General features: G+C 41.5%; 18 protein-coding genes. 13 read left to right on the forward strand and 5 right to left on the reverse strand.

Annotated features, from left to right (window positions below; all coding sequences use genetic code 11):
• Positions 1-23 precede the first annotated feature (23 nt).
• The gene (locus LDO37_RS19235; RefSeq protein WP_224055760.1) at positions 24-1,952 is read right to left on the reverse strand and encodes a leucine-rich repeat domain-containing protein; all 1,929 of its coding nucleotides are present in this window, start codon (positions 1,950-1,952) and stop codon (positions 24-26) included.
• 244 nt (positions 1,953-2,196) lie between these two features.
• On the opposite strand from LDO37_RS19235, the gene LDO37_RS19240 reads away from it, so the two are divergent.
• From LDO37_RS19240 to LDO37_RS19250, 3 genes are read left to right on the forward strand one after another with little or no spacing between them, the layout of a single operon-like run.
• Positions 2,197-2,523: a hypothetical protein gene (locus tag LDO37_RS19240; protein WP_101110464.1), complete on the forward strand. Its 327-nt coding sequence runs from the start codon at positions 2,197-2,199 to the stop codon at positions 2,521-2,523.
• Between the two features lie 11 nt (positions 2,524-2,534).
• Positions 2,535-3,500 (forward strand): D-2-hydroxyacid dehydrogenase family protein, encoded by a 966-nt coding sequence (locus tag LDO37_RS19245; protein ID WP_126609819.1) that lies wholly within the window; start codon positions 2,535-2,537, stop codon positions 3,498-3,500.
• A gap of 2 nt (positions 3,501-3,502) precedes the next feature.
• Positions 3,503-4,039 (forward strand): nucleotidyltransferase domain-containing protein, encoded by a 537-nt coding sequence (locus LDO37_RS19250; protein ID WP_126609820.1) that lies wholly within the window; start codon positions 3,503-3,505, stop codon positions 4,037-4,039.
• An 8-nt stretch (positions 4,040-4,047) separates the two neighbouring features.
• On the opposite strand, the gene LDO37_RS19255 is transcribed toward LDO37_RS19250, so the two are convergent.
• Positions 4,048-4,941, reverse strand: coding sequence for a helix-turn-helix domain-containing protein (locus LDO37_RS19255; protein ID WP_126609821.1), 894 nt, complete (start codon positions 4,939-4,941; stop codon positions 4,048-4,050).
• 549 nt (positions 4,942-5,490) lie between these two features.
• Here LDO37_RS19255 and LDO37_RS19260 point away from each other — a divergent pair.
• Entirely contained in the window at positions 5,491-6,681 is a 1,191-nt protein-coding gene (locus tag LDO37_RS19260; RefSeq protein WP_126609822.1) for a sugar efflux transporter, read from the forward strand.
• Here LDO37_RS19260 and LDO37_RS19265 read toward each other — a convergent pair.
• On the reverse strand, positions 6,675-8,420 hold the full coding sequence (locus LDO37_RS19265) for a HEAT repeat domain-containing protein (protein ID WP_126609823.1): 1,746 nt from the start codon (positions 8,418-8,420) through the stop codon (positions 6,675-6,677). The genes LDO37_RS19260 and LDO37_RS19265 overlap by 7 nt on opposite strands.
• An 81-nt stretch (positions 8,421-8,501) precedes the next feature.
• On the reverse strand, positions 8,502-9,473 hold the full coding sequence (locus LDO37_RS19270) for a hypothetical protein (protein ID WP_126609824.1): 972 nt from the start codon (positions 9,471-9,473) through the stop codon (positions 8,502-8,504).
• 705 nt (positions 9,474-10,178) lie between these two features.
• Here LDO37_RS19270 and LDO37_RS19275 point away from each other — a divergent pair.
• The 3 genes from LDO37_RS19275 to LDO37_RS19285 all read left to right on the forward strand — a co-directional run bounded on the left by LDO37_RS19275 (position 10,179) and on the right by LDO37_RS19285 (position 12,163).
• Positions 10,179-11,003, forward strand: a complete 825-nt coding sequence (locus LDO37_RS19275) for an NAD-dependent epimerase/dehydratase family protein (RefSeq protein ID WP_126608120.1) — start codon at positions 10,179-10,181, stop codon at positions 11,001-11,003.
• A gap of 107 nt (positions 11,004-11,110) precedes the next feature.
• Entirely contained in the window at positions 11,111-11,479 is a 369-nt protein-coding gene (locus tag LDO37_RS19280; protein ID WP_126608121.1) for a nuclear transport factor 2 family protein, read from the forward strand.
• 117 nt (positions 11,480-11,596) lie between these two features.
• Positions 11,597-12,163 carry a pyridoxamine 5'-phosphate oxidase family protein gene (locus LDO37_RS19285; protein ID WP_126608122.1) on the forward strand — a complete coding sequence of 189 codons (567 nt, stop codon included), beginning with the start codon at positions 11,597-11,599 and terminating at the stop codon, positions 12,161-12,163.
• Between the two features lie 66 nt (positions 12,164-12,229).
• Here LDO37_RS19285 and LDO37_RS19290 read toward each other — a convergent pair whose 3' ends face one another.
• Positions 12,230-13,072, reverse strand: a complete 843-nt coding sequence (locus LDO37_RS19290; RefSeq protein WP_126608123.1) for a DUF6279 family lipoprotein — start codon at positions 13,070-13,072, stop codon at positions 12,230-12,232.
• A 513-nt stretch (positions 13,073-13,585) separates the two neighbouring features.
• On the opposite strand from LDO37_RS19290, the gene LDO37_RS19295 reads away from it, so the two are divergent.
• The 6 genes from LDO37_RS19295 (at position 13,586) to LDO37_RS19320 (ending at position 19,036) form a co-directional block, all read left to right on the forward strand.
• Entirely contained in the window at positions 13,586-13,927 is a 342-nt protein-coding gene (locus LDO37_RS19295) for an ArsR/SmtB family transcription factor (protein WP_101110429.1), read from the forward strand.
• A 2-nt stretch (positions 13,928-13,929) separates the two neighbouring features.
• Positions 13,930-14,403, forward strand: a complete 474-nt coding sequence (locus LDO37_RS19300) for an SRPBCC family protein (RefSeq protein WP_126608124.1) — start codon at positions 13,930-13,932, stop codon at positions 14,401-14,403.
• Positions 14,404-14,489: 86 nt separating this feature from the next.
• A complete protein-coding gene (locus LDO37_RS19305; protein ID WP_126608125.1) occupies positions 14,490-14,924 on the forward strand; it encodes an SRPBCC family protein in 435 nt (144 codons plus the stop codon).
• A gap of 206 nt (positions 14,925-15,130) precedes the next feature.
• A complete protein-coding gene (locus LDO37_RS19310) occupies positions 15,131-16,576 on the forward strand; it encodes an NAD-dependent succinate-semialdehyde dehydrogenase (RefSeq protein ID WP_126608126.1) in 1,446 nt (481 codons plus the stop codon).
• A 148-nt stretch (positions 16,577-16,724) separates the two neighbouring features.
• On the forward strand, positions 16,725-17,786 hold the full coding sequence (locus tag LDO37_RS19315; protein ID WP_126608127.1) for a hypothetical protein: 1,062 nt from the start codon (positions 16,725-16,727) through the stop codon (positions 17,784-17,786).
• 92 nt (positions 17,787-17,878) lie between these two features.
• The gene (locus LDO37_RS19320; protein ID WP_126608128.1) at positions 17,879-19,036 is read left to right on the forward strand and encodes a hypothetical protein; all 1,158 of its coding nucleotides are present in this window, start codon (positions 17,879-17,881) and stop codon (positions 19,034-19,036) included.
• Positions 19,037-19,044 lie beyond the last annotated feature (8 nt).

Raw genomic sequence — 19,044 nt, forward strand, 5'->3', positions numbered from 1 at the left:
AAGCCCCTTTTCTGTCTTAAAAGTTACTCAGGAAACTTTGATTTAAGATCTTTTATTTCTTGCTCTGTAAAACCTGTATTAAATAACTCTATGTTATAACCCGTCAAAGAGGTGTGGTTTTCTGGTTTAATGCTTGTATTATTTGGTGTTAAATTTTTATTATTATCTAATGTTAGTCTTGTTAAAGATGGCAGGTCTTTAGAATCAAATGATTGAAGCTCATTCTCCGTAAGATCTAGATAACCTAGGTATGGTAACGTTATTCCTTCGAAAGATTTAATTTTATTATCTCTAAGGTAAACTCGCATCAAAGATTCCATTCCACTTGTATTAAAGTATGTTAGTTTATTAAAGGAAATTCGTAATGTATGCAGATTAGATAGGTCTCTACCATCAAAAGTAGTGAGTGAATTATTGTCTATCCAAGCACTTTTTAAATTAATTGAATTAGATAGTTCGATGTCTAAAAGGTTATTATTTTTTAATTGAAGATATTCTAAATTTTGTGAGTTACTTGAACTAAAATTAGAAATTCTATTATTGTTAGCATTAATGGTTATTAATGAAGTTGTTCTTGAAGTATCAAGCTCGGTTAATTTATTGTTGTTTATAAATAACCGCTCAAATGTTTTTGAGTTTGGTAGCTTAATTTTTTCTATATTATTGTTGGACAAATAAACAACCTTTAGTTTACTAGATTTCGAAAAACCAATAGTCTGTATTTTATTTTCATTTGCTCTTAGATAGCGCAAGTTTGGTGTATTTGATAAGTCAAGTTGAGTTAATTTGTTTTTACTTAAGTAAGCTGATTCTAGTAAACTCTTGTTCGATATATTCAGTTCATCAATTTGGTTGTTTGTTATGGATATGTATTTGATTGGTGCATCATTTTTTAAGTCTAGCTTAGTAAGGTAATTATCTGAGAGACTTAAATAACTCAGATCCTTTAAGGATGAAAGATCGATGGTACGGATATTTGATTCATTCCAGTGGAGAGTTTGTAAATGAGGAACTAATGAAAAGTTGGTATTGTCAGGATAACCTGTTCTATTTAGATATAAATGTTTAAGGGATGATAATGATAGGATTTTATCTTGAATTGTATTACTACTGAGTGGATTATATGAAAGGCTTAATGTTTCAAGGCTTAACTTATCTATTCCATTTAAATCATTATCATTCAAATTGTTGGAGTCTAGATAAAGATCTTTTAAATTATCCATGGAGTAAATTTTTTGAAGTAACTCCAGTTTTCTACTCTCATCACTAAATAGTTTATTATTTCTGTCTAATGATAGTACCTCCAAGTTAATTAAATATGAAGGGTTAAATCTACTCAGACCTGAATTATTTAAAGCAACTCTCTTTAAATTTGTAGAGGACTCCAGCTTATCTAATAATTTATAGTCTTCAATAAAAATCAAATCATTGTCGAAAATATATATTCCATCTAAGTTTTTGACAATTTCAGTGCTTATTTCTAGGTTGGTTATGTTGTTTCTACTGAACTCGATATCTTTTAGATTATTTAGGCTGTTAATATCTTGAAGTGGTTTTGGTAAAACCCCATTATTTGATTGTAGTGCATCACGGTTTTTATAAATTAATATATACTCTAATTTTATGAATTTACTTATTATATTTGAATCGCGACTTAAACTATTATCTAAAAGCTCTAATCCTAAGATGTTGTCATTACTATCTGGTATTGAGTTGATCAGTTCTGTTGTTAGCGTTACGTTAGATAGTTTTAAATAATTAATATCGCGGTTTGATGATAACCAATCGAAGCTCTTAACATCTGAATCACAAATGGCTTTTTTTTCTTCTATTTTACACCCTGAGTGTGTTTTTGTAATGGTCGTTTCTTTTTGTTTTTCTGCCTGCGTACTTTCTCCACCACCACACGCTATCAGTCCTACTGATAGTGCGATTAACAATATTTTTTTCATTCCTAGCCTACATAGATTTAAAAATTCCGACGCATTCTAACAATAAATTTCATACCGGATAGGCGCCATCATTGAGTGGGCTATTACTTATGAGTATTTAGTTGTATATCTGTGACTTGAATCTCACTCACACTTTCAAGGACGCAAAACGGTAAATGTACTTGCTATGCTTCGTAGTTAAAAAGTTGTTAGGCAGTGTTTTTAAATCAAAGTGTTATATGGACACACATATAAGGAAACCTGAATGTACAAACTGGAAATCTTCTGTCAGCCAGACCAAAAAGACAAAGTGTTGAGCACGCTGCATGAGTCGGGTGTCGATAGAATAGGTAACTACGATCATTGTTGGGCGATTGGTTCTGTGACCGGTTCGCACCGTGCGCTATTGGGGTCTAGCCCTGTTTTTGGTGCGATTGGCGATGTTGAAAACTACCCATTGATGAAAATAGAAATCAACATTGAAAAGCAGTATGTAGAAGGCATTGTTGCTCAGCTAAAAGAATGTTTGGGCTGGGAAGAACCTTTAGTGAATGTACTCAAACTGTATAACCAAGAATTCGATTTCAGTTAAAAGGGAACGTAATGAAAATAGCCATATTGGATGATTATCAAAATGCTGTAAAAGATTTGGCGTGTTTTCACTTCCTGAAAGAGCATGACGTTATCGTATTGAATGAGACGTTCAAAGATCCGGAAGTGCTGGCTGAAAACATTGCCGATGTGGAAGCGCTTGTATTAATACGTGAACGTACCGAGATAACGGAAGCGCTGCTTTCGAAGTTGCCAAATTTAAAACTGATCAGCCAAACAGGGAAAATCAGTAATCATATTAATCCTAATCTTTGCCATCAATATGGTGTGGATATAGCAGAAGGAAAAGGTTCACCCATTGCCCCTTCTGAGCTCTGTTGGTCGCTTATTATGGCGGCGTACCGTCATATTCCCTCTTACGTTTCTCAGCTTTCTCAAGGGATTTGGCAACAGTCCGGATTAGGGTTAGGTCAAACCTTACATGGTAAAACGCTAGGTATTTGGGGTTACGGAAAAATTGGCCAGCGTATTGCCCAATACGCTAAAGCGTTTGGAATGGACGTTTTAGTTTGGGGAAGCGAATCCTCTCGGGTAAAGGCGATAGAGCATGGCTTTGATGCTGCGGAATCTAAGCGGTCATTTTTTGAAAGTTCAGATATTGTTTCTTTGCACTTAAGGCTTAATGATGCCACGCGAGAAATTGTAAAACGATCCGATTTATCGGCGATGAAATCAGGATCGTTATTTGTGAATATCAGCCGCGCAGAACTGGTAGAGCAGGGCGCTTTACTTGCAGAACTTACTTGTGAGCCGTCGAAATTTGCTGCTCTTGATGTATTTGAAAATGAACCTGCTACTCCAGAAAATGAACCGTTAATCGCGCTACCTAACGTTTTGGCAACCCCTCATTTAGGTTATGTGGAACAAGGCAGCTATGAGCTGTACTTTAAGATCGCATTCGAGAACGTGATCGCGTTTGCAAATGGAAATCCGCAAAATCTGATCGCTAAGAGGTAATCATGCAGTGTTTGGATAAGCAAGAAGCGCTAATTAAAGACGCAGTTACATCCTTTCAAGAGTCACCAGATGTACTGGCGGCAGTATTGGTTGGTTCGTTAGCGGGTGGAACTGGAGATAGAGTATCGGACGCTGATATCGTTGTATTTAGCACCAACAATTTTCATAAGAATAATAGCGATCAATTCGAACAGTTTGTAATAGGGAAAGAGGTTTTTTATTGTTTATCGGGTGAGCACAATGACAAAGCATGTTTTCGCAAATATTTATTTGGTGATATGACAAGTGCTGAAATTCACATACTAGATGTATCTGAAGAATTTGAGATATGTAAACCTTATAAAATATTGTTCGATAAAAGCTCCGTAACTCCAAGTAGAATCTCGAACCAATCAGCGCCTAAACATGAGAACTTTCCGGTCTTCCCAAATGGCGATGACGGACTGATTTGGGAACTCTTTGACTGTGTTAAGTGGCTCAGCCGAGGCGATAAAGACTTAGCTAAAGGGTATCTAAAGCGCCTGGCTAAACGGCTTTAATTAGAAATTTATTTGCGGGTAAACTGGCCCCTAAAATCGGATGGGGTCATTTGCTTCTTCTCTTTAAATTGGCGGTTAAAGTTAGACAAGTTATTGAATCCCGAGCGCTCTGCTACGAGTGATACCGGAATATCGGAATTGACTAACAATTCGCACGCCTTACCTATTCGAAATTTCTTTAAATGCTCCGAAAAGCTTTCTTTGAAATGCTTTTCAAATAACCGATAAGCGGAGCTTTCACTCATGTGAAGCGTTTTGCAAAAGTCGCTGATTTTTATAGGTTCATGGTAGTGGCTTTCAATGAATTGCCTTGCAGATTCAACTCGGCTAAAGCTTTCATCCGGCTGTATGGCTTGTTCGATGCCATAACTTGACGACGATAGTGACGAAGCCGTTTTATCATCCGCTAGCTGCGTTAATGCATCAATCACATTAAGAAGTTGCTGGTGGGCAGAAAGTACTCGGTGGTCTTTCATTTTGTGAAACAGTACTTCCCCCATTTCTTTAGAGAATTCAAGACCATGATAAGAGCGGTGAAGCATGGGTTTGATATGAGCGAGCTCTGGTGCGGCTTTGATCAAATTGTCTATCCAGCTTTGAGTGAACCACAAAATTAAAGTGTTATGTGGTTGAGAGGCATGCGCAAACGAACGCCCCGAAAGCATATGAGGTAAGCCAGGTCCAAAAAGGAGTAGGGTATTATGGTCGACTTTTCCAATATGATCGCCTGCAAAAAAATTGCCTTCAAAGCAATCCCCTGGGTCTCGATAAAGGACCAGTTCATATTCCACATGATAGTGCCACGCACAGGCATAGCCCTCTTTAGGCACGTCACAGACATATTCACGGATCTTCCAATTGAAATGAGGTTTATCTCCAATGGCTTCAACAAAAGGTCTCATTCGTTTTCCTTTCTAGGGCTGTTTACTTAATGACTTATATACCCATTACTGTATGAGGCTGTCAAAGTGTAATGGTATTTTGAATGAATAGTATCGACACACGACAGATTTCTACCAATCATGTGCATTATATTCAGTAGACTTATTGCACTTATACCCAAGTGATCTCAAGGTGCAGGATTCAGAGCCTCATATTCTGTTTCAATTCAAGGAAAAGAACGCAGCGGAATGACGAGTCCTTTCCAAGTTCTTAGACGATGAAGAGGGACAGAATATGGGCTCCCAAGGGCGAGCTTAACTGGCTTTCATACTGCGTTATCGATTCTTGATTTAGAACCACTAGATCTTCAAATCGATGCCTTGCCTGAAAGCCAGTTAATTCTCGCTGAACCTAGCATCTTGAGGTTACTTGGGTATACATCAGGTACGCAGAATTTGTGTTTCCTGCGCACCTAAACACTTAGAGCGGCCACTCTTTTATATTTAAACTTATTAATATCAATGTATTGTGCCTTTTGTACGTAAGGGTGCAGCAGTGAGGATCTTGCTATGTGGACAAATAGAACCGCAATTCTGTTCTTGTTTACGACATTCGCGACTGGGCTTTGTGGATCATTTTTCTTTCCCTTATCTAGCCTGTTTATGGTGGAAGCGTTAAATGCTACGCCCGCAATGCTGAGTGCCTTTTTAGTGCTCTCTGTTTTCAGCTCCGTGGTGGTCTCTCAATTTATTGCTTACCGCTCAGACAGAGGGTGGAAAAGAAAACGAATACTGCTCGTTTCATTTTGTGGCTACTTAGTTACGGTGCTTGGTTTTTCGTTCATCCGCGACTATTACTTGGCGGTAGCCATCTCAGTGGTATTTGGCAGTGTGACTGGGGCGATTTATGGTCAGGCATTTGCGTTGGCACGTGAATACGCCGATAGGCATTTAAATGATCAAGCGACGACATTTTTGTCTACCTTGAGAGCCGGAATGGCGCTGGCGTGGGTATTTGGACCGCCAATCGCTTTCATCATTAAGGCGGAATATGGATTCTCAGCGACCTTTTTGATGTCTGCGGGAATGATCGTAGTCACAATTGCCATTGTTTTCTTTTTCCTTCCTGACGGGGAAATGAAAGAAGAAAAAGTAGAAGATGCACCCACTGCAATTCCTTGGTATCAGAGAGCATCGGTTGTGTTGTTTTGCTTATCCATGCTGATGACTTTTTTTGCTAATGGCTTGTACTTAACAGCGATGCCTTTGTATATCACCAAAGAATTAGGGTTAAGTGAAAGCTTGCCAGGTACTTTTTTGGGTATTGCAGCACTTTGTGAGATCCCAATTATGCTTGCTGCTGGTTGGTTGGCAGCGAAATATGGTGGGAACCGAGTCGTTGGGGTTGCCTTGGTTTGTGGCATGGTGTTCTTCATTGGCATTATTAAAGCAACAGAAGTATGGCAACTGATCGCTATGCAGATCTGCAATGGCATATTCGTTGGGATTACCGCCTCATTGGGTATGGTCATTTTACAAGACATGATGAAAGACCAGCTTGGTGTTGCATCCACATTATTCTCAAACGTGCTGCAAGGAAGTACGCTGTTGGCGAGCATCTCCATTGGCATCGTTGGCGGAATGTACAACTATTACAGCACGTTTTATTTAAGCTTAGGTGGAACCGTATTAGGGCTGGTTTTCTTGGCTATGGCTGCGCTAAGAAATCGCAGCACCTGTGGTATTGCCCCCGCTTATTGATTGAGTAAGCTGGCGAGCTTTTGTCTTGTGGACTCAGACAGCTCTGCTTCTTTATACAGTGCTTCTGCGACCGCCTGATTTTCCGGCGTATTTTGGGAACCCGACATCAGATATTCAAATAGCATCTCTTTTGTCGGTGTCGGAATGTCGCCACTCATAATCCGCTTACGAAGTTGGTGCTGATAATTTGAATCAAAAGGCAGCAAGTCTGGTGTAGACAAACGTGCGTTCACTATTTCTCGCACTACATTTGGATTGCTGTCTTTTATGGCTTGCTCACGAAGTGCTTGCTTCATCTCAGGGTTTCTGGCTAATACCCTCGCAGCCACCATCCTTTCATCAAAATGCTCGCTTTTTAAATAATTGGATACTTGGCTATCAAGTGCGCGATCGTCTAGGTTATCAATGGAAACCAAAGTGAGATAAGAAGCCTCCTCTGACTGCAAGTTTTTACTTAGATATTGGGAGACGTCACTGCGTAAAGACTCGGATTGGCTTCCTAAAATGCCAATGTTGAGCAAGGCCGTTTCAGATATGATTTGATTGCTGTTGTCGCTGGCTGCTTCCAACGCTTGCAGAGCATGAATTGAATTCACATCCCCCATTTTGGATATCGACATAATGGCGCGTAGCCGGTTTTCTTCATCTAATGAATTGTCTTCTATCAATTGTGAGAGGATATATTCCCCTTCAGGGCTTTGTGAGCGTTCCAGCGCAAAGATTAAAAGCGATTGTTGGTCGTCCGTTAAGTTTTGGTTCTGAAGCCAATCTTTCACTGTGTTAAAACCCTGACCAGCCAGATAAGCGCCAATAAGATGGGCGCTGTCTAGGTTGGGGGAACCTGCATACAATTCGAATTGTTCCACAAAGTTGTCTTCATTCACTGCCTCGTTATTGCTGGCAGTAGCCACGTCTAACCCTTTTAAATGTTGATTAACGTTACTTGCGTATTGGTTCATTGACCAATTGAGCGCTGTTGTGCTTTTTAGCGGTGAAATATTGGTCTGTTGAACAACAGTCAGTTTTTGGTTCTCATAATCGACGGTTCGTGTGTGGGTATGCGCTAATGTTTGCGGGAAGCCAGCAGTATCGTGAGTTAACTTCCATCTATCTTGCTGTTCGATTACCTGATAACTCTGTGAGTCGGATACAGCCCCAAGCCAGTCTCGCTCTAAGCTAGATTCATCTTGTCGGGCGAAGTAAAAACGGTGTTTTCCATCTGCTAGGGCGAGTGTTTTACTCCCCGAAAAGTAAGAGAACTGAGTCAGTGTGGTATTGATAATGGTCAGCGGGTGAGAAGCGTTTAGCCCTAGTAAATCTACGTTTTCAAACGACCCCTGAGAAAATTGAGCGGTAAACGTTAGGCGCTTAGGGCGATCTTCCCCTTGTGGATCGGCTGCCCATTGAATGTTGTATATTTGTCCTAGGTACACATTTGGCTGATCGTCTGTCGGTTTCAAAGCCATATTGAATCTATACGTCATTTCACCCAATTGCGTTTTTGGGTTACTCATGGTCGTTGTGAGAGCCACACGATAGCGATATACAGGATCGGATTCTTTCTCTTCTGCACTTTTGGCAATGGTTGAGATGGAAGCCGGTTCGCTGTTTTTCTCGGGCGTATAAACTGGAATACTCTCGGAGTTATCTTGCGTTTCAGGTTCTTCCTGAAATACAAATACTGATGCGCCTACAGCCGCAACAATACCCAGAGATAGCAATAAAATTACCCGTTTCATGTCTCCCCCCTCAATCGATGTATCACTTAATTTCACCATACCAAAAGGGAACGAGCGGTGTGCTCGCTCCCGCTTTGAGTCTTATATATACTTAGTCTTATCGTAAATAGTGTGACTGAATTCCCATATTGGAGACCAGCTGATGAGCGTTGTCTCTGCATTAAGAATGTTCCAAATACCAAACAATTTCACCTGACAGTACAACCCTATGTTTCCACTCCCGCCTTTCGCACTGGCATCCCATTTAAGCCGAGTGTAGTACTGAAAATCCGTCGAGCTTCCTTCTTTGTAGGTTACGCCAGCCTCTGCATGCGCTTTTGTGCCAACATTCACTAGATTGATCGCACCTTTAACGCCTTTTTCTATAGTTTTGACGCCAAAATTCAGCATGGCATAGCCTTTGGCTGTCGCATCACCCGCTACAAATGGGCGAACAGACGCGTAAACAAAGTCTGGTCGACGTTGCCCATTTACTTCGATTGGCGTGTTTGGTTTGTCAAAGCCTCCCACTTCCAAGCCTGCGGCGAAATCTGCTCCTGTTTTCAATACAGCACCAATTTTTACGCCTAGCTTGAATACGCCGGCTGGATCGATTGGAACTTCAGGAATCGGTACTTCAGGAGCGGCAATCGTGTGAGAAAACGTGCGTTTTATGTCTGCCTTTAATAGAGCGTTACATGTAGGGCTAATAGAAAGAGGGGTGGTCGCATTCACGGTTAGAGACAGATGCAGCCCACGCACGCAGTTGAGTTCTTGGGGGTTAAACGACAGGTTAGTATTTCCAAAGACGGTTCCAATTTTCGTATTATGTGGACCTACATTTACCGTGAACTTGTTGTCTGTGTTTCCTAGTATTTTCCCTCCCGTATAAGTCACATAACCAGAGGCATGCCGCGTTTGTTGGAACCGACCTACAACGTTATGTACGTTTGCTGAGTGTTTTTTGTTTAAAACGGTTCCAGCATTAACAGTGCCAGCGTAGGCAGGGAGAGAAAATATCCCTATTGCCAAGGTACTGCAGACAGCCAATGCCATATTTGAGGCTTTCTTCATTGTCTTATCCTTAATATTAATCCTGTAAGCTAAAGTCAAGCGACCAATGTTTGAATAACAATAAAGGTGTAAATATTCTAAATTGAAAACTGCATTTCAAACACCCATTTAACCTAGTCAGATTTATATTACAGTCAATAGGTAGCTAACTTATTGTTTATTATGATTAAGATAATAAGCCTATATTTCAAATGGTATTTTATTTTGTTGATTATAAAGGGATTTAATTGATTTTCTTCGAAAATTAATTGACTGATTACATTTCAACTAATGTGAGTAAAATCAAATAAAAAATATATATTATTAATTATTCTCATCTTGTTTTTGTTTATTAGCTTTACCTGTATTTCATTACGTTAATGTTGAAGTTAATAAAGTGTTTAGTAATGGTAAATAATAAATAACTTCGTTATGCATTCTATTGTTTATTCTTTAATGGATATTATGTTTCTATTTAATGTGACTTTAATCCAATATATTAATATTAAATCAGTGCAAATCTCTTATAACATTGAAATTATAGTGGCTTTATTTCCTCTAAGATTTTTCAAATTTGAATTTTCTTTATAAGTTAAATGATTTTGATATATGTAGGAGTGAATGAAATCTGTGCCTTGACGATATTACTTTGATTTTTATGGAAATCTATTTGATGATTAGCCACCAAGTAAATAGTCTTGAGTTTCTAAGGAGAATGCTTAAAAAATGCGCGTATTAGTTTCAGGTGCTAATGGGTATCTTGGTCGGCATGTCGTTCGTTATATGGAGTCCCTTGGACATAGCGTGTTCCGATACTTAAGAAAAGGTCAGTCTCATCACGATGGAGTGCACTCGTCGGATGCGTCTTTTTACCACACTTTCGATTTGGTGGTGAATTGCGCAAGACCTCATTGGTCTGAGTATTCACCGCATGATATCGCCCTTATTGAGCAAGACTCGCTGGCAATACTCAATAAATTCTGTAAAGCCGAAGGTGTAAAAATTCATACTTCTGGTGTTTGGCTTTTCGGACATGCAAATGAACAGGAATTGAAAGAAAGTATTCTCAAGCCCTTTGATATCGTAAAGCCAGATAAGAACACGATAGAACAAGCGAGGGATGATGGTTGGAAAATTGTCTATTGCCCCAGTTTGATTTATGGCGGCGAACATTGTCAGCTAAAAAGAATCATAAGGGATTATGAATCGGGTCAGGTCAATATTGCGATGCCTTCTATTGGCTTCAATCAATATGCGCATGTTCAAGACATTGCTGAATTTTATGGCGAGTTGGCACTTTTAGGGTGTGACGATTCCGATATTTTTGTCGCTGAAGAGCAAGGGTACAGTCCTCTTGAATATGCATTGATGTTGAAACAATGTGGTGTTGTCCGTGAGATCATAGAATGCAATAGAACGGAGTTTCAGAAACAATTTGGGCAAGACGCATTGGATATTGAGCAATTGAATTTGAAATTGCCAAATCACCAAAGTTTCATCCCAAAACATAGACTTAGTGATTACATTTCTAATGAGCTTGTGCTTGAATAAAATGAAAGAAAATAATGCAAATTTCGGTACTGCCCGTTCTATATTTGGCGGACTGAGTATACATTCTTGATAGATAAGTGGTAGGTGAGTAAGCCAATGGAGGCAACGTGAAAATACTCATAGAGCAAGAAACGGCTTTACATCAACCTAGTGTTAGAAATAACCGTGAAGAGGTCACTAGGCTGTTGCATCCCGACTTTGTCGAAGTTGGGAAAACAGGGATAACCTATCATTTTGATGATGCGTTAGAAGAAATGAACGACGATTCTGAACCTGTAATTCACTCTCAGGATTTTTTGTGTGTCACGCTTAAACCCTCTGTTCAGTTACTGCTTTATAAAACGGCTTTGCAGGATCAACAAGGCGGTTATTTTGATTACGCTAAACGATCGTCAGTTTGGACTTTCTCTGGTGAGAGTTGGCAACTTATTTACCATCAAGGAACGCTATGCCCAGAGTTTGAAATTAAGGATTAAGCTTGCTTTAGGGGCGTAAACTGAATTAAAGCGAGTAGTCAGTACTGCCAGTAGGTTCGAACACAAAGCAGTCAATTGGGGTGCAAGGCAATAAGTTAAACACAAGGAATCGTGAAAATGGGGAAGCAATTTTCAGAGTTAAACGAAAAGCATATTGAATTCATAGCCGAGCAAAAGATGTATTTTGTCGGCACAGCCAGCGAAACAGGTAGCGTGAACGTATCGCCTAAAGGCGGAGACTCTCTTCGAGTGATTGATAATAAAACCATTGCTTGGCAAAACTTGACGGGCAGCGGAAATGAGTCGGCGTCTCATGTTATTCAAAACCCTCGAATGACGATTATGTTTTGTGCTTTTGAAGGTGCACCTTTGATTTTACGAGCGTATGGGCATGCGCGTGTGCTGCATCAGGGAGATTCAGACTGGGACACATACGTTGGGAAATTTCCTCCAAGCGTCGCAACTCGACAAATCTTCCTACTTGATATAAATCTGGTGCAATCTTCTTGTGGAATGTCGGTGCCTTTTTACGATTATGTTGCAGACCGAGATGAATTGGTTAAATGGTCTGAGAGACAAGGAAAAGAAGGCGTTGAGAAGTATTGGTTGAAGAAGAACCAGAAAAGTATCGATGGCTTCGAAACCGAGATAGCACAGCGTGCTGGGTTGTCAAAAGAAGATTAAGTAATCGGCTCCAGCATTACTGGAGCTCTGAATCCTGCACCTTGAGGTGGTTTGAGTATAAGATCGTTATTTTACCGCCGCTAAATCTTGAGCAACCTCTCTCCAGTCCGCTATTTCTTCTTTGTAGTGAGACAGTTGCTTGCTGTCCATTAAGTTAATCACTTGTGCGATTTTATCGCTGGCTAATTGCCGATTATGTTCCAGTTTTACTTTGAGTGAATCGGTGTAAAAGCTATCAGGATCATCTAGGATGCGAATAAACATAGATTGAAAGTACTGGACTTCGTCCCGGCGATTGAACAAGGTTTCCATTTCAATGTACATTTTGTCGTTGTGATCTGCCCAATCGAAGTTTGTAATTTTAACGTCTTCAGACCACGACTTGATGATCGCCTTTTGTTTACTTGAAAGCGACCCTAACCATGTATCGAGATTATCTTCCATTCTCTCTTGATACACCTCTCGGATCTCCGCTTCGTCCATATCTTTGTATTTTTCGCGATATTTTTCATGATCTTTCGCTGTATTTTCTAGCAATTCATCTACTTGCTTTTGATCAAGCTGGCTTACTAGCGCATAAAGGTTTGGTGATGCTTTCGCGATCACTCGCCTAGCGTGCTGTCTAAATTTCTCGGTATGCATAAAAACATAGGCCGCATCGACGGTTTCTGGATCCATCGATTCGAGCTCGTCAAGGTGTTCTATGTAGGCAGGGAGCTCTTGAGTTTTGTGCCACTCACTCAGTTGCTGCAAACTAAGTTCAATAACGTCTTCTTGTTCGGAGTTAAGAGAAACATAATCGTCTATGTATTCCAGAACAATCCAATCCAAATTGCTGTATACGAATTTGGTTGTGCATCCAATTAGCCCAAATGCGAATACAACAGGTAAAAGACGTTTCCAAAACATAGCGATTCCTTGCTAACGAGTCATTGAGGAGATTTAAGGAAATATACTCACTATACGACAGTTAAGATCAACCAGCGTTCCATATTTAATGGTGATACTGTTTTCATTATTAGCTCAACATTTCTTCACGATTGGATTACGCATGACGTTTTATAACAGAGATTAAATTAATTGCGCTCAAGGTGAAACAGGTTTTATATTGCTATTGATTGCAAACTGCATTTGCAAAATGCAAACGCAGTTGTATTTTATGGCGAAATTATGAGAGATAAGTTCGGATTTTAACCGAAAATGTGACGTGAAAAGTTGGCACGGTAGATGCATTAATAACAGTGACCCTTTTTAAAGCCGAGGGTCACCTAGCCAACTGACGTTGTTAGTGAACCGATATTTGTTCACAAATGATTTAGCCACCCGCGTTTTGCGTGTGGCTTTTTTTTTCGTCTGTAGATTATCCCCATCCAATTTCTCTCAACCTTGACAACGAATAGATTCAATCCTATTGTACACCTTATGGTAAACATTAATGACGAACAATTGAGCCACGTCTTTATGGCTCTCGCAGATGAAACACGACGTGAAATGGTACGTCAGCTAGCTAATGGGTCGTTGCCCGTTAAAGAGCTGTCGAACCCAAACAACATTTCTAAATCTGCGGTAACGAAACACCTTAAAATTTTAGAGCGAGCAGGGTTGCTGACTCGGCAAGTGGTTGGGCGTGAGCACATATGCTCCTTAAACCCTGATCCATTAGTTGAAGTGAACGAATGGCTAGCCTTCTACCAAACTTTCTGGGAAGACAAATTTGATGCACTAGAATTTTACCTAGACAAGCAACTAACGGAGAGCGAGTAACGATGTCGGCTCAACGCGGTTATGCAGCTTTAAAATTGCAACGAGAATTTCGTACTGATGGTAAAACTCTTTTTGAGGCGTGGACGCAATCGGCGATGCTCAGTCGCTGGTTTGGACCCAAAGAGCACGATGTAGTGACGGCTAGCATTAATGCAGTGGAAGGCGGGCAATACAAGATTGTTCTGCGTTCACCCGAGGGTGGTGAGATCAGCCACTTTGGCGAATATGTTGTCGTCGACCCACACGTACACCTTGTTTTTACTTGGGTGCTTGCTAACCAAGATTGCGGTGGCTGTGCGGATCAAGACACATCCACGTTAGTGACTTTGCGGTTTGAGCAGTTGGATTCGAAGCTCACTCGGTTGACCTTACTTCATGAAAAGTTACCTGATCAGAAAGCCTACGAAGGGCATAAATTCGGCTGGTCGAGTAGCTTAGACAGCTTAGAGGATATTCTTCAAATCAGCAGCCAATAGGTATTTGTCGAAACTAAGCACTGAATTAGTGCTTTTTTTTGAAGTAAATAGTACACCTTTTGGTGTACATAACTAAGGAAAGTAACATGGAAAATATACATCACCACATTGTCATTGAGTCGACCCCTGAAAAATTGTTTCAAGCGATCACGTCTTCTGAAGGCTTATCGTCATGGTGGACAAAGGCAGAAGCGACACAAGAGATAGGCGAGAACCTTTCGTTTTTCTTTGGTCCTCAATGTGACCACAAAATGGAAATGGAGCTGATCTCATTGGAAGCGAACCGAAAAGTGGTTTGGCAATGCGTGGAAGGGCCATGGGCAGAAATGGGACATTTCTCTTTTGTCATTAAAGAAGCCGATCGAGGTGCAGCGCTGAGCTTTACCCATGAAGGGTGGCCAGAGATGGGCGCCTTTTTCGGACACTGTAACTGCAAGTGGGGGTTGTTTCTTGGTTTGAGCCTAAAAAGCTACTTAGAAACAGGGAAAGGAGTACCTCACCCAAATGAGCAAAATATTTAGAGTAGTGATACGAAAACTATTTTGTAGCCAACGTATTTGGTTTCACGGACCTCCTCACTTTCGAGTTTGAAAGTGGGGAGGTTTTGAATCCTGTATCTTGAGGTCACTTGGATTTACATCACCATTTAATAAAATATGAGTTGATTTGTTTCGATATTTAGAACAAAGATTAAGAGAACTGAATTTTTGTGCTTAGGAGTACTTTCGTGAAACTTCAAAATACCTCTCTTTTTAAACAACAGTGTTATATCAATGGACAGTGGATCGGGGAGGCTGCAGAAAAGCAATCTATCTTCAATCCCGCCACTGCAGAAAAAGTAGGTGAAGTACCTGTACTTGGTAGAGAAGAGGCGGAATATTGTATAGAAGTCGCGAGTAAAGCACAGAAAGAATGGAAAACACGCACCGCCAAAGAACGATGCAATCTATTAAAAAAATGGTTTGATTTGATTCAAGAAAACAGCGACGACTTAGCGGCGATCATCACGACAGAACAAGGTAAGTCGATTATCGAAGCGAAAGGCGAGGTAGCGTATGCCGCCAGTTTTATTGAATGGTTCGCGGAAGAAGCCAAACGCGCATACGGAGAAACCATTCCCGCCCACAAAACCGATGCCAGAATTGTGGTTACTAAAGAACCCATTGGTGTTGTCGGAGCCATCACGCCTTGGAATTTCCCCGCAGCCATGATCACAAGAAAATGCGGTCCAGCCTTAGCGGCAGGTTGCAGCGTAGTCCTTAAGCCTGCTCCAGATACTCCCTTTACTGCATTGGCTCTCGGTGTGCTGGCGGAAGAGGCCGGTATCCCAGCTGGTGTCTTTAATATTATTACTGGTGATGCAGCAGGGATAGGTGGCGCACTGACCGATAGCAAAACCGTTCGAAAAGTGTCGTTTACTGGGTCTACCCAAGTTGGGAAGCTTTTAATGTCCCAATCGTCTGGCTCAGTGAAAAAACTGTCTTTGGAGCTTGGCGGAAATGCCCCTTTCATTGTCTTTGAAGACGCAGATATCGACGCCGCTGTTCAAGGCACTGTGATTGCGAAGCTGAGAAATGCCGGTCAAACTTGCGTGTGTGCAAACCGTATTTTTGTTCATCGTGATGTGCAAAGTGAATATGTCGCCAAGCTCAAGGTAGCGTTTGAAAAGTTGAGTGTCGGTAATGGCATGGATCCAACCAATCATATTGGCTCAATGATCAATCAAGCCGGTATCGATAAAGTGTACGAGCACTTAAACGATGCATTAGAAAAAGGTGCAGAGTTAGAGCTCGGCTCGCAGCAGAAACCAGCGGATCTTTTCTGCTCTCCCATGATTGTAACGGGAATGACCGATGGCATGAGAGTGGCAAGTGAAGAAACGTTTGGACCTCTTGCCGCGATATTTACGTTTGACAGCGAAGATGAAGTGATCGAACGAGCGAATCAAACGGACGCAGGTTTGGTGGCGTATTTTTACTCGCAGTCGCTAAGAAGAAGTTGGCAGGTCTCAGAACAGTTGGAGGCTGGCATGATTGGCATAAATGAAGGGTTGATCTCTACCGAAGTAGCGCCCTTTGGTGGGGTAAAAGAATCTGGGCTTGGTCGTGAAGGTGCACGCCAAGGCATTGAAGATTATCTAGAAACTAAGTATATGCTGATGGGCGGGTTATGAGATTAACTGCTGAGTGTATTGGTGAAATTTGCGACAATGTTACAATTTTTTAACATTTATTGTAAGTTGTGACATTATTGCCTTAGTAATTAAATAATTTGCTTCTATTCTTGTTGTTGTTTTTATAACACACAAGAGAAACTATAAAATGAAGAAGTTAATCTGCTCTCTAGCATGTCTTATGGCATGCATTTCTACAGGCGCCTCAGCCGCCATTTCGCAACATCCCGTTATCCTTATTCACGGTTTTAATGCCGACCAGTTGAGCGAAAAACCAAACGCTCAACAGGTGGCATTAGCGGGTGAAGAAGGTTGGCGATCGTATTGGCTTTCTCGCTCTGATGAGCGTATCGATTGGCCTTCTCATGAACGGATCCAAGGCAAAATTGCATCAGACTATGTTTGGCCAAAACTTCAATCACTTTCTCGCAACAATACCTGCGCGAACGGCTGTATTTTTGTCACACACTCTACGGGCGATCTCATTGCACGACACATTTTGGACAACCAAAAACGCTGGCTTGAAAACGCAGGCTTAACGCCACTCAACATCATCGCAACGGTAGATTTTGCGGGTGCAGGCGGTGGTTCAGAACTAGCCGACATTGCGATTAATGCAGCAGAAGGCGGCGGTGCAGGTAATTGGACACTTAGACAAGCTCTGTCATTGTGGTTGGGCATGGTACCGACAACGGGCAATACCGGTGTCTTGAACGATTTAAAAGTGGCAAACGCGCGACAACTTTCCGCGACACCAGATAGCCGAGTCCCACGTGTACGTATTGTTGGTGACAGCTCAGATTTCTGGGGGCTTACTGCTGGCTTCTTACCAGGGCACGATGATGGTGTCGTCGCAGCGCATTCCAGTTGTGGTGCAAAATCAGCTGGCAGCTACAACAGTTGCTCTGCGTTTGTTGGGCTTAATGGCAAGCTTACTGCTCAGTCTCGTGGTGTAACCCGCTTTATGGCGCAGCATTACCCATTGCTTATGGGTGAGGATTATTCTCACAGCTCCCTTATCGATAACAAGCACGAAGGTAAAGTGACCACGGCACGCGCCAATTTGAGTTTAAGTAATGGCAAAACCGTTACAGTTAATACAGAAGATCAGAGCTCTTGGTGGTCAAGCAGCGTGTATCGTTATGTCCAACACTCAGACTCCCAATCGATGTCTCAGTTAACGTACAACTTGCTTGAGAGCGCGCAGTAAAGGTGTCTTATATTGAGTATTGCACAGCAGGTAATCGGGTTCTGTGATTTGGCAGAGCCCTATTTTTCTCTTTCTTTGACCGAGATTCATTTATGAAAGTGTTTGGCTCTGCATATTTATCTGGAAATGTTTATGTAAGAAGCTTTGTCATTATTGTAGCCATTTTTCTAGTGGCCTTGGTGACGTATCTGTCGTATGACAAAGACACCATTAAGGACAGTAGCTCCGAAAAATACAGTCAACCCAAACAAGAAATGGCGGTGAAACCTAAAGAAAACGAGGTCGAGGTGCCCCAATTTGAGCAGCCCGATCAGGCTACGGATCTCGCAGAGCAGCCTATTGAACTAGAGGCGCCAATAAAACAGCAATTCTCGTTGATAGCGAGTGCTTATAGTGAAGAGCTAAAGCACCCTGCGTACTCGCCGCCGCTTAACGATGACAACCCAATTACCCTCGATCCTAATCGATACCATAAAGTGGAATTACCTATTTTAGAGGGTAAGCACAAAGCGGCATTGAGGCTGGAACAATATCGTTATTTTTACCCGAACCCGATTCGCATCACGATAGATTCACCACTCGAGATCCAGCAAGTATCGTTTGATTTACGGGGAGTCGAGAACGGGAAAAGCATTGCTAGCCAAACTGTTAACCGCGCAGAAGCTACATTTAAATCGAGCGAAGATTGGCCAGAAGAAATCCGCGTAAAAGCCAAAGTCACGTTCGCACAAGGGGATGATGTTCTGACAGGCGATTTTCGCTTCTACGTTCCAGTTGGAAAAATTACGGGCGTAGACACATTAGGTAGCGAAGGTCCCGACATGCTCATCCCTGTTCAGTTGGAAGTCAAAAAGAGCGGGACGTTTCGACTTCGGGCTAGCCTATTCTCGGCAAGCGGTCAGCCAATTGCGTCGTTACGTGCAACAAAAACGTTAGCAGAAGGCAGACAAGAAATACATTTGAAGGCGCACAGCAGTGTTTTAAAGACCAGCTCGTTAAAAAATAGTTCGTTAAAAAATAGCGCGTTAAAAAATGGGACTCAACAAGGTGGGGGCTCCGAATTCGAATTGCGTTACCTTCAATTGGAAAAACTGTCTGATTTTCCCGGTCAGAAAACAGGTTTTGGCGTTAGCGATCAACCAACGTATTCGTTAGGGTCGTTTGACGTGTCCCAACTGAGTGATGAGCCGTATCAGCCCACAGAGCAAGAGAAAGAGCGCCTCGAATTCCTGAAAAAATTAGGGCAGTAAACACCGTT

It is taken from the genome of Vibrio penaeicida, assembly GCF_019977755.1.
Classification (GTDB): domain Bacteria; phylum Pseudomonadota; class Gammaproteobacteria; order Enterobacterales; family Vibrionaceae; genus Vibrio; species Vibrio penaeicida.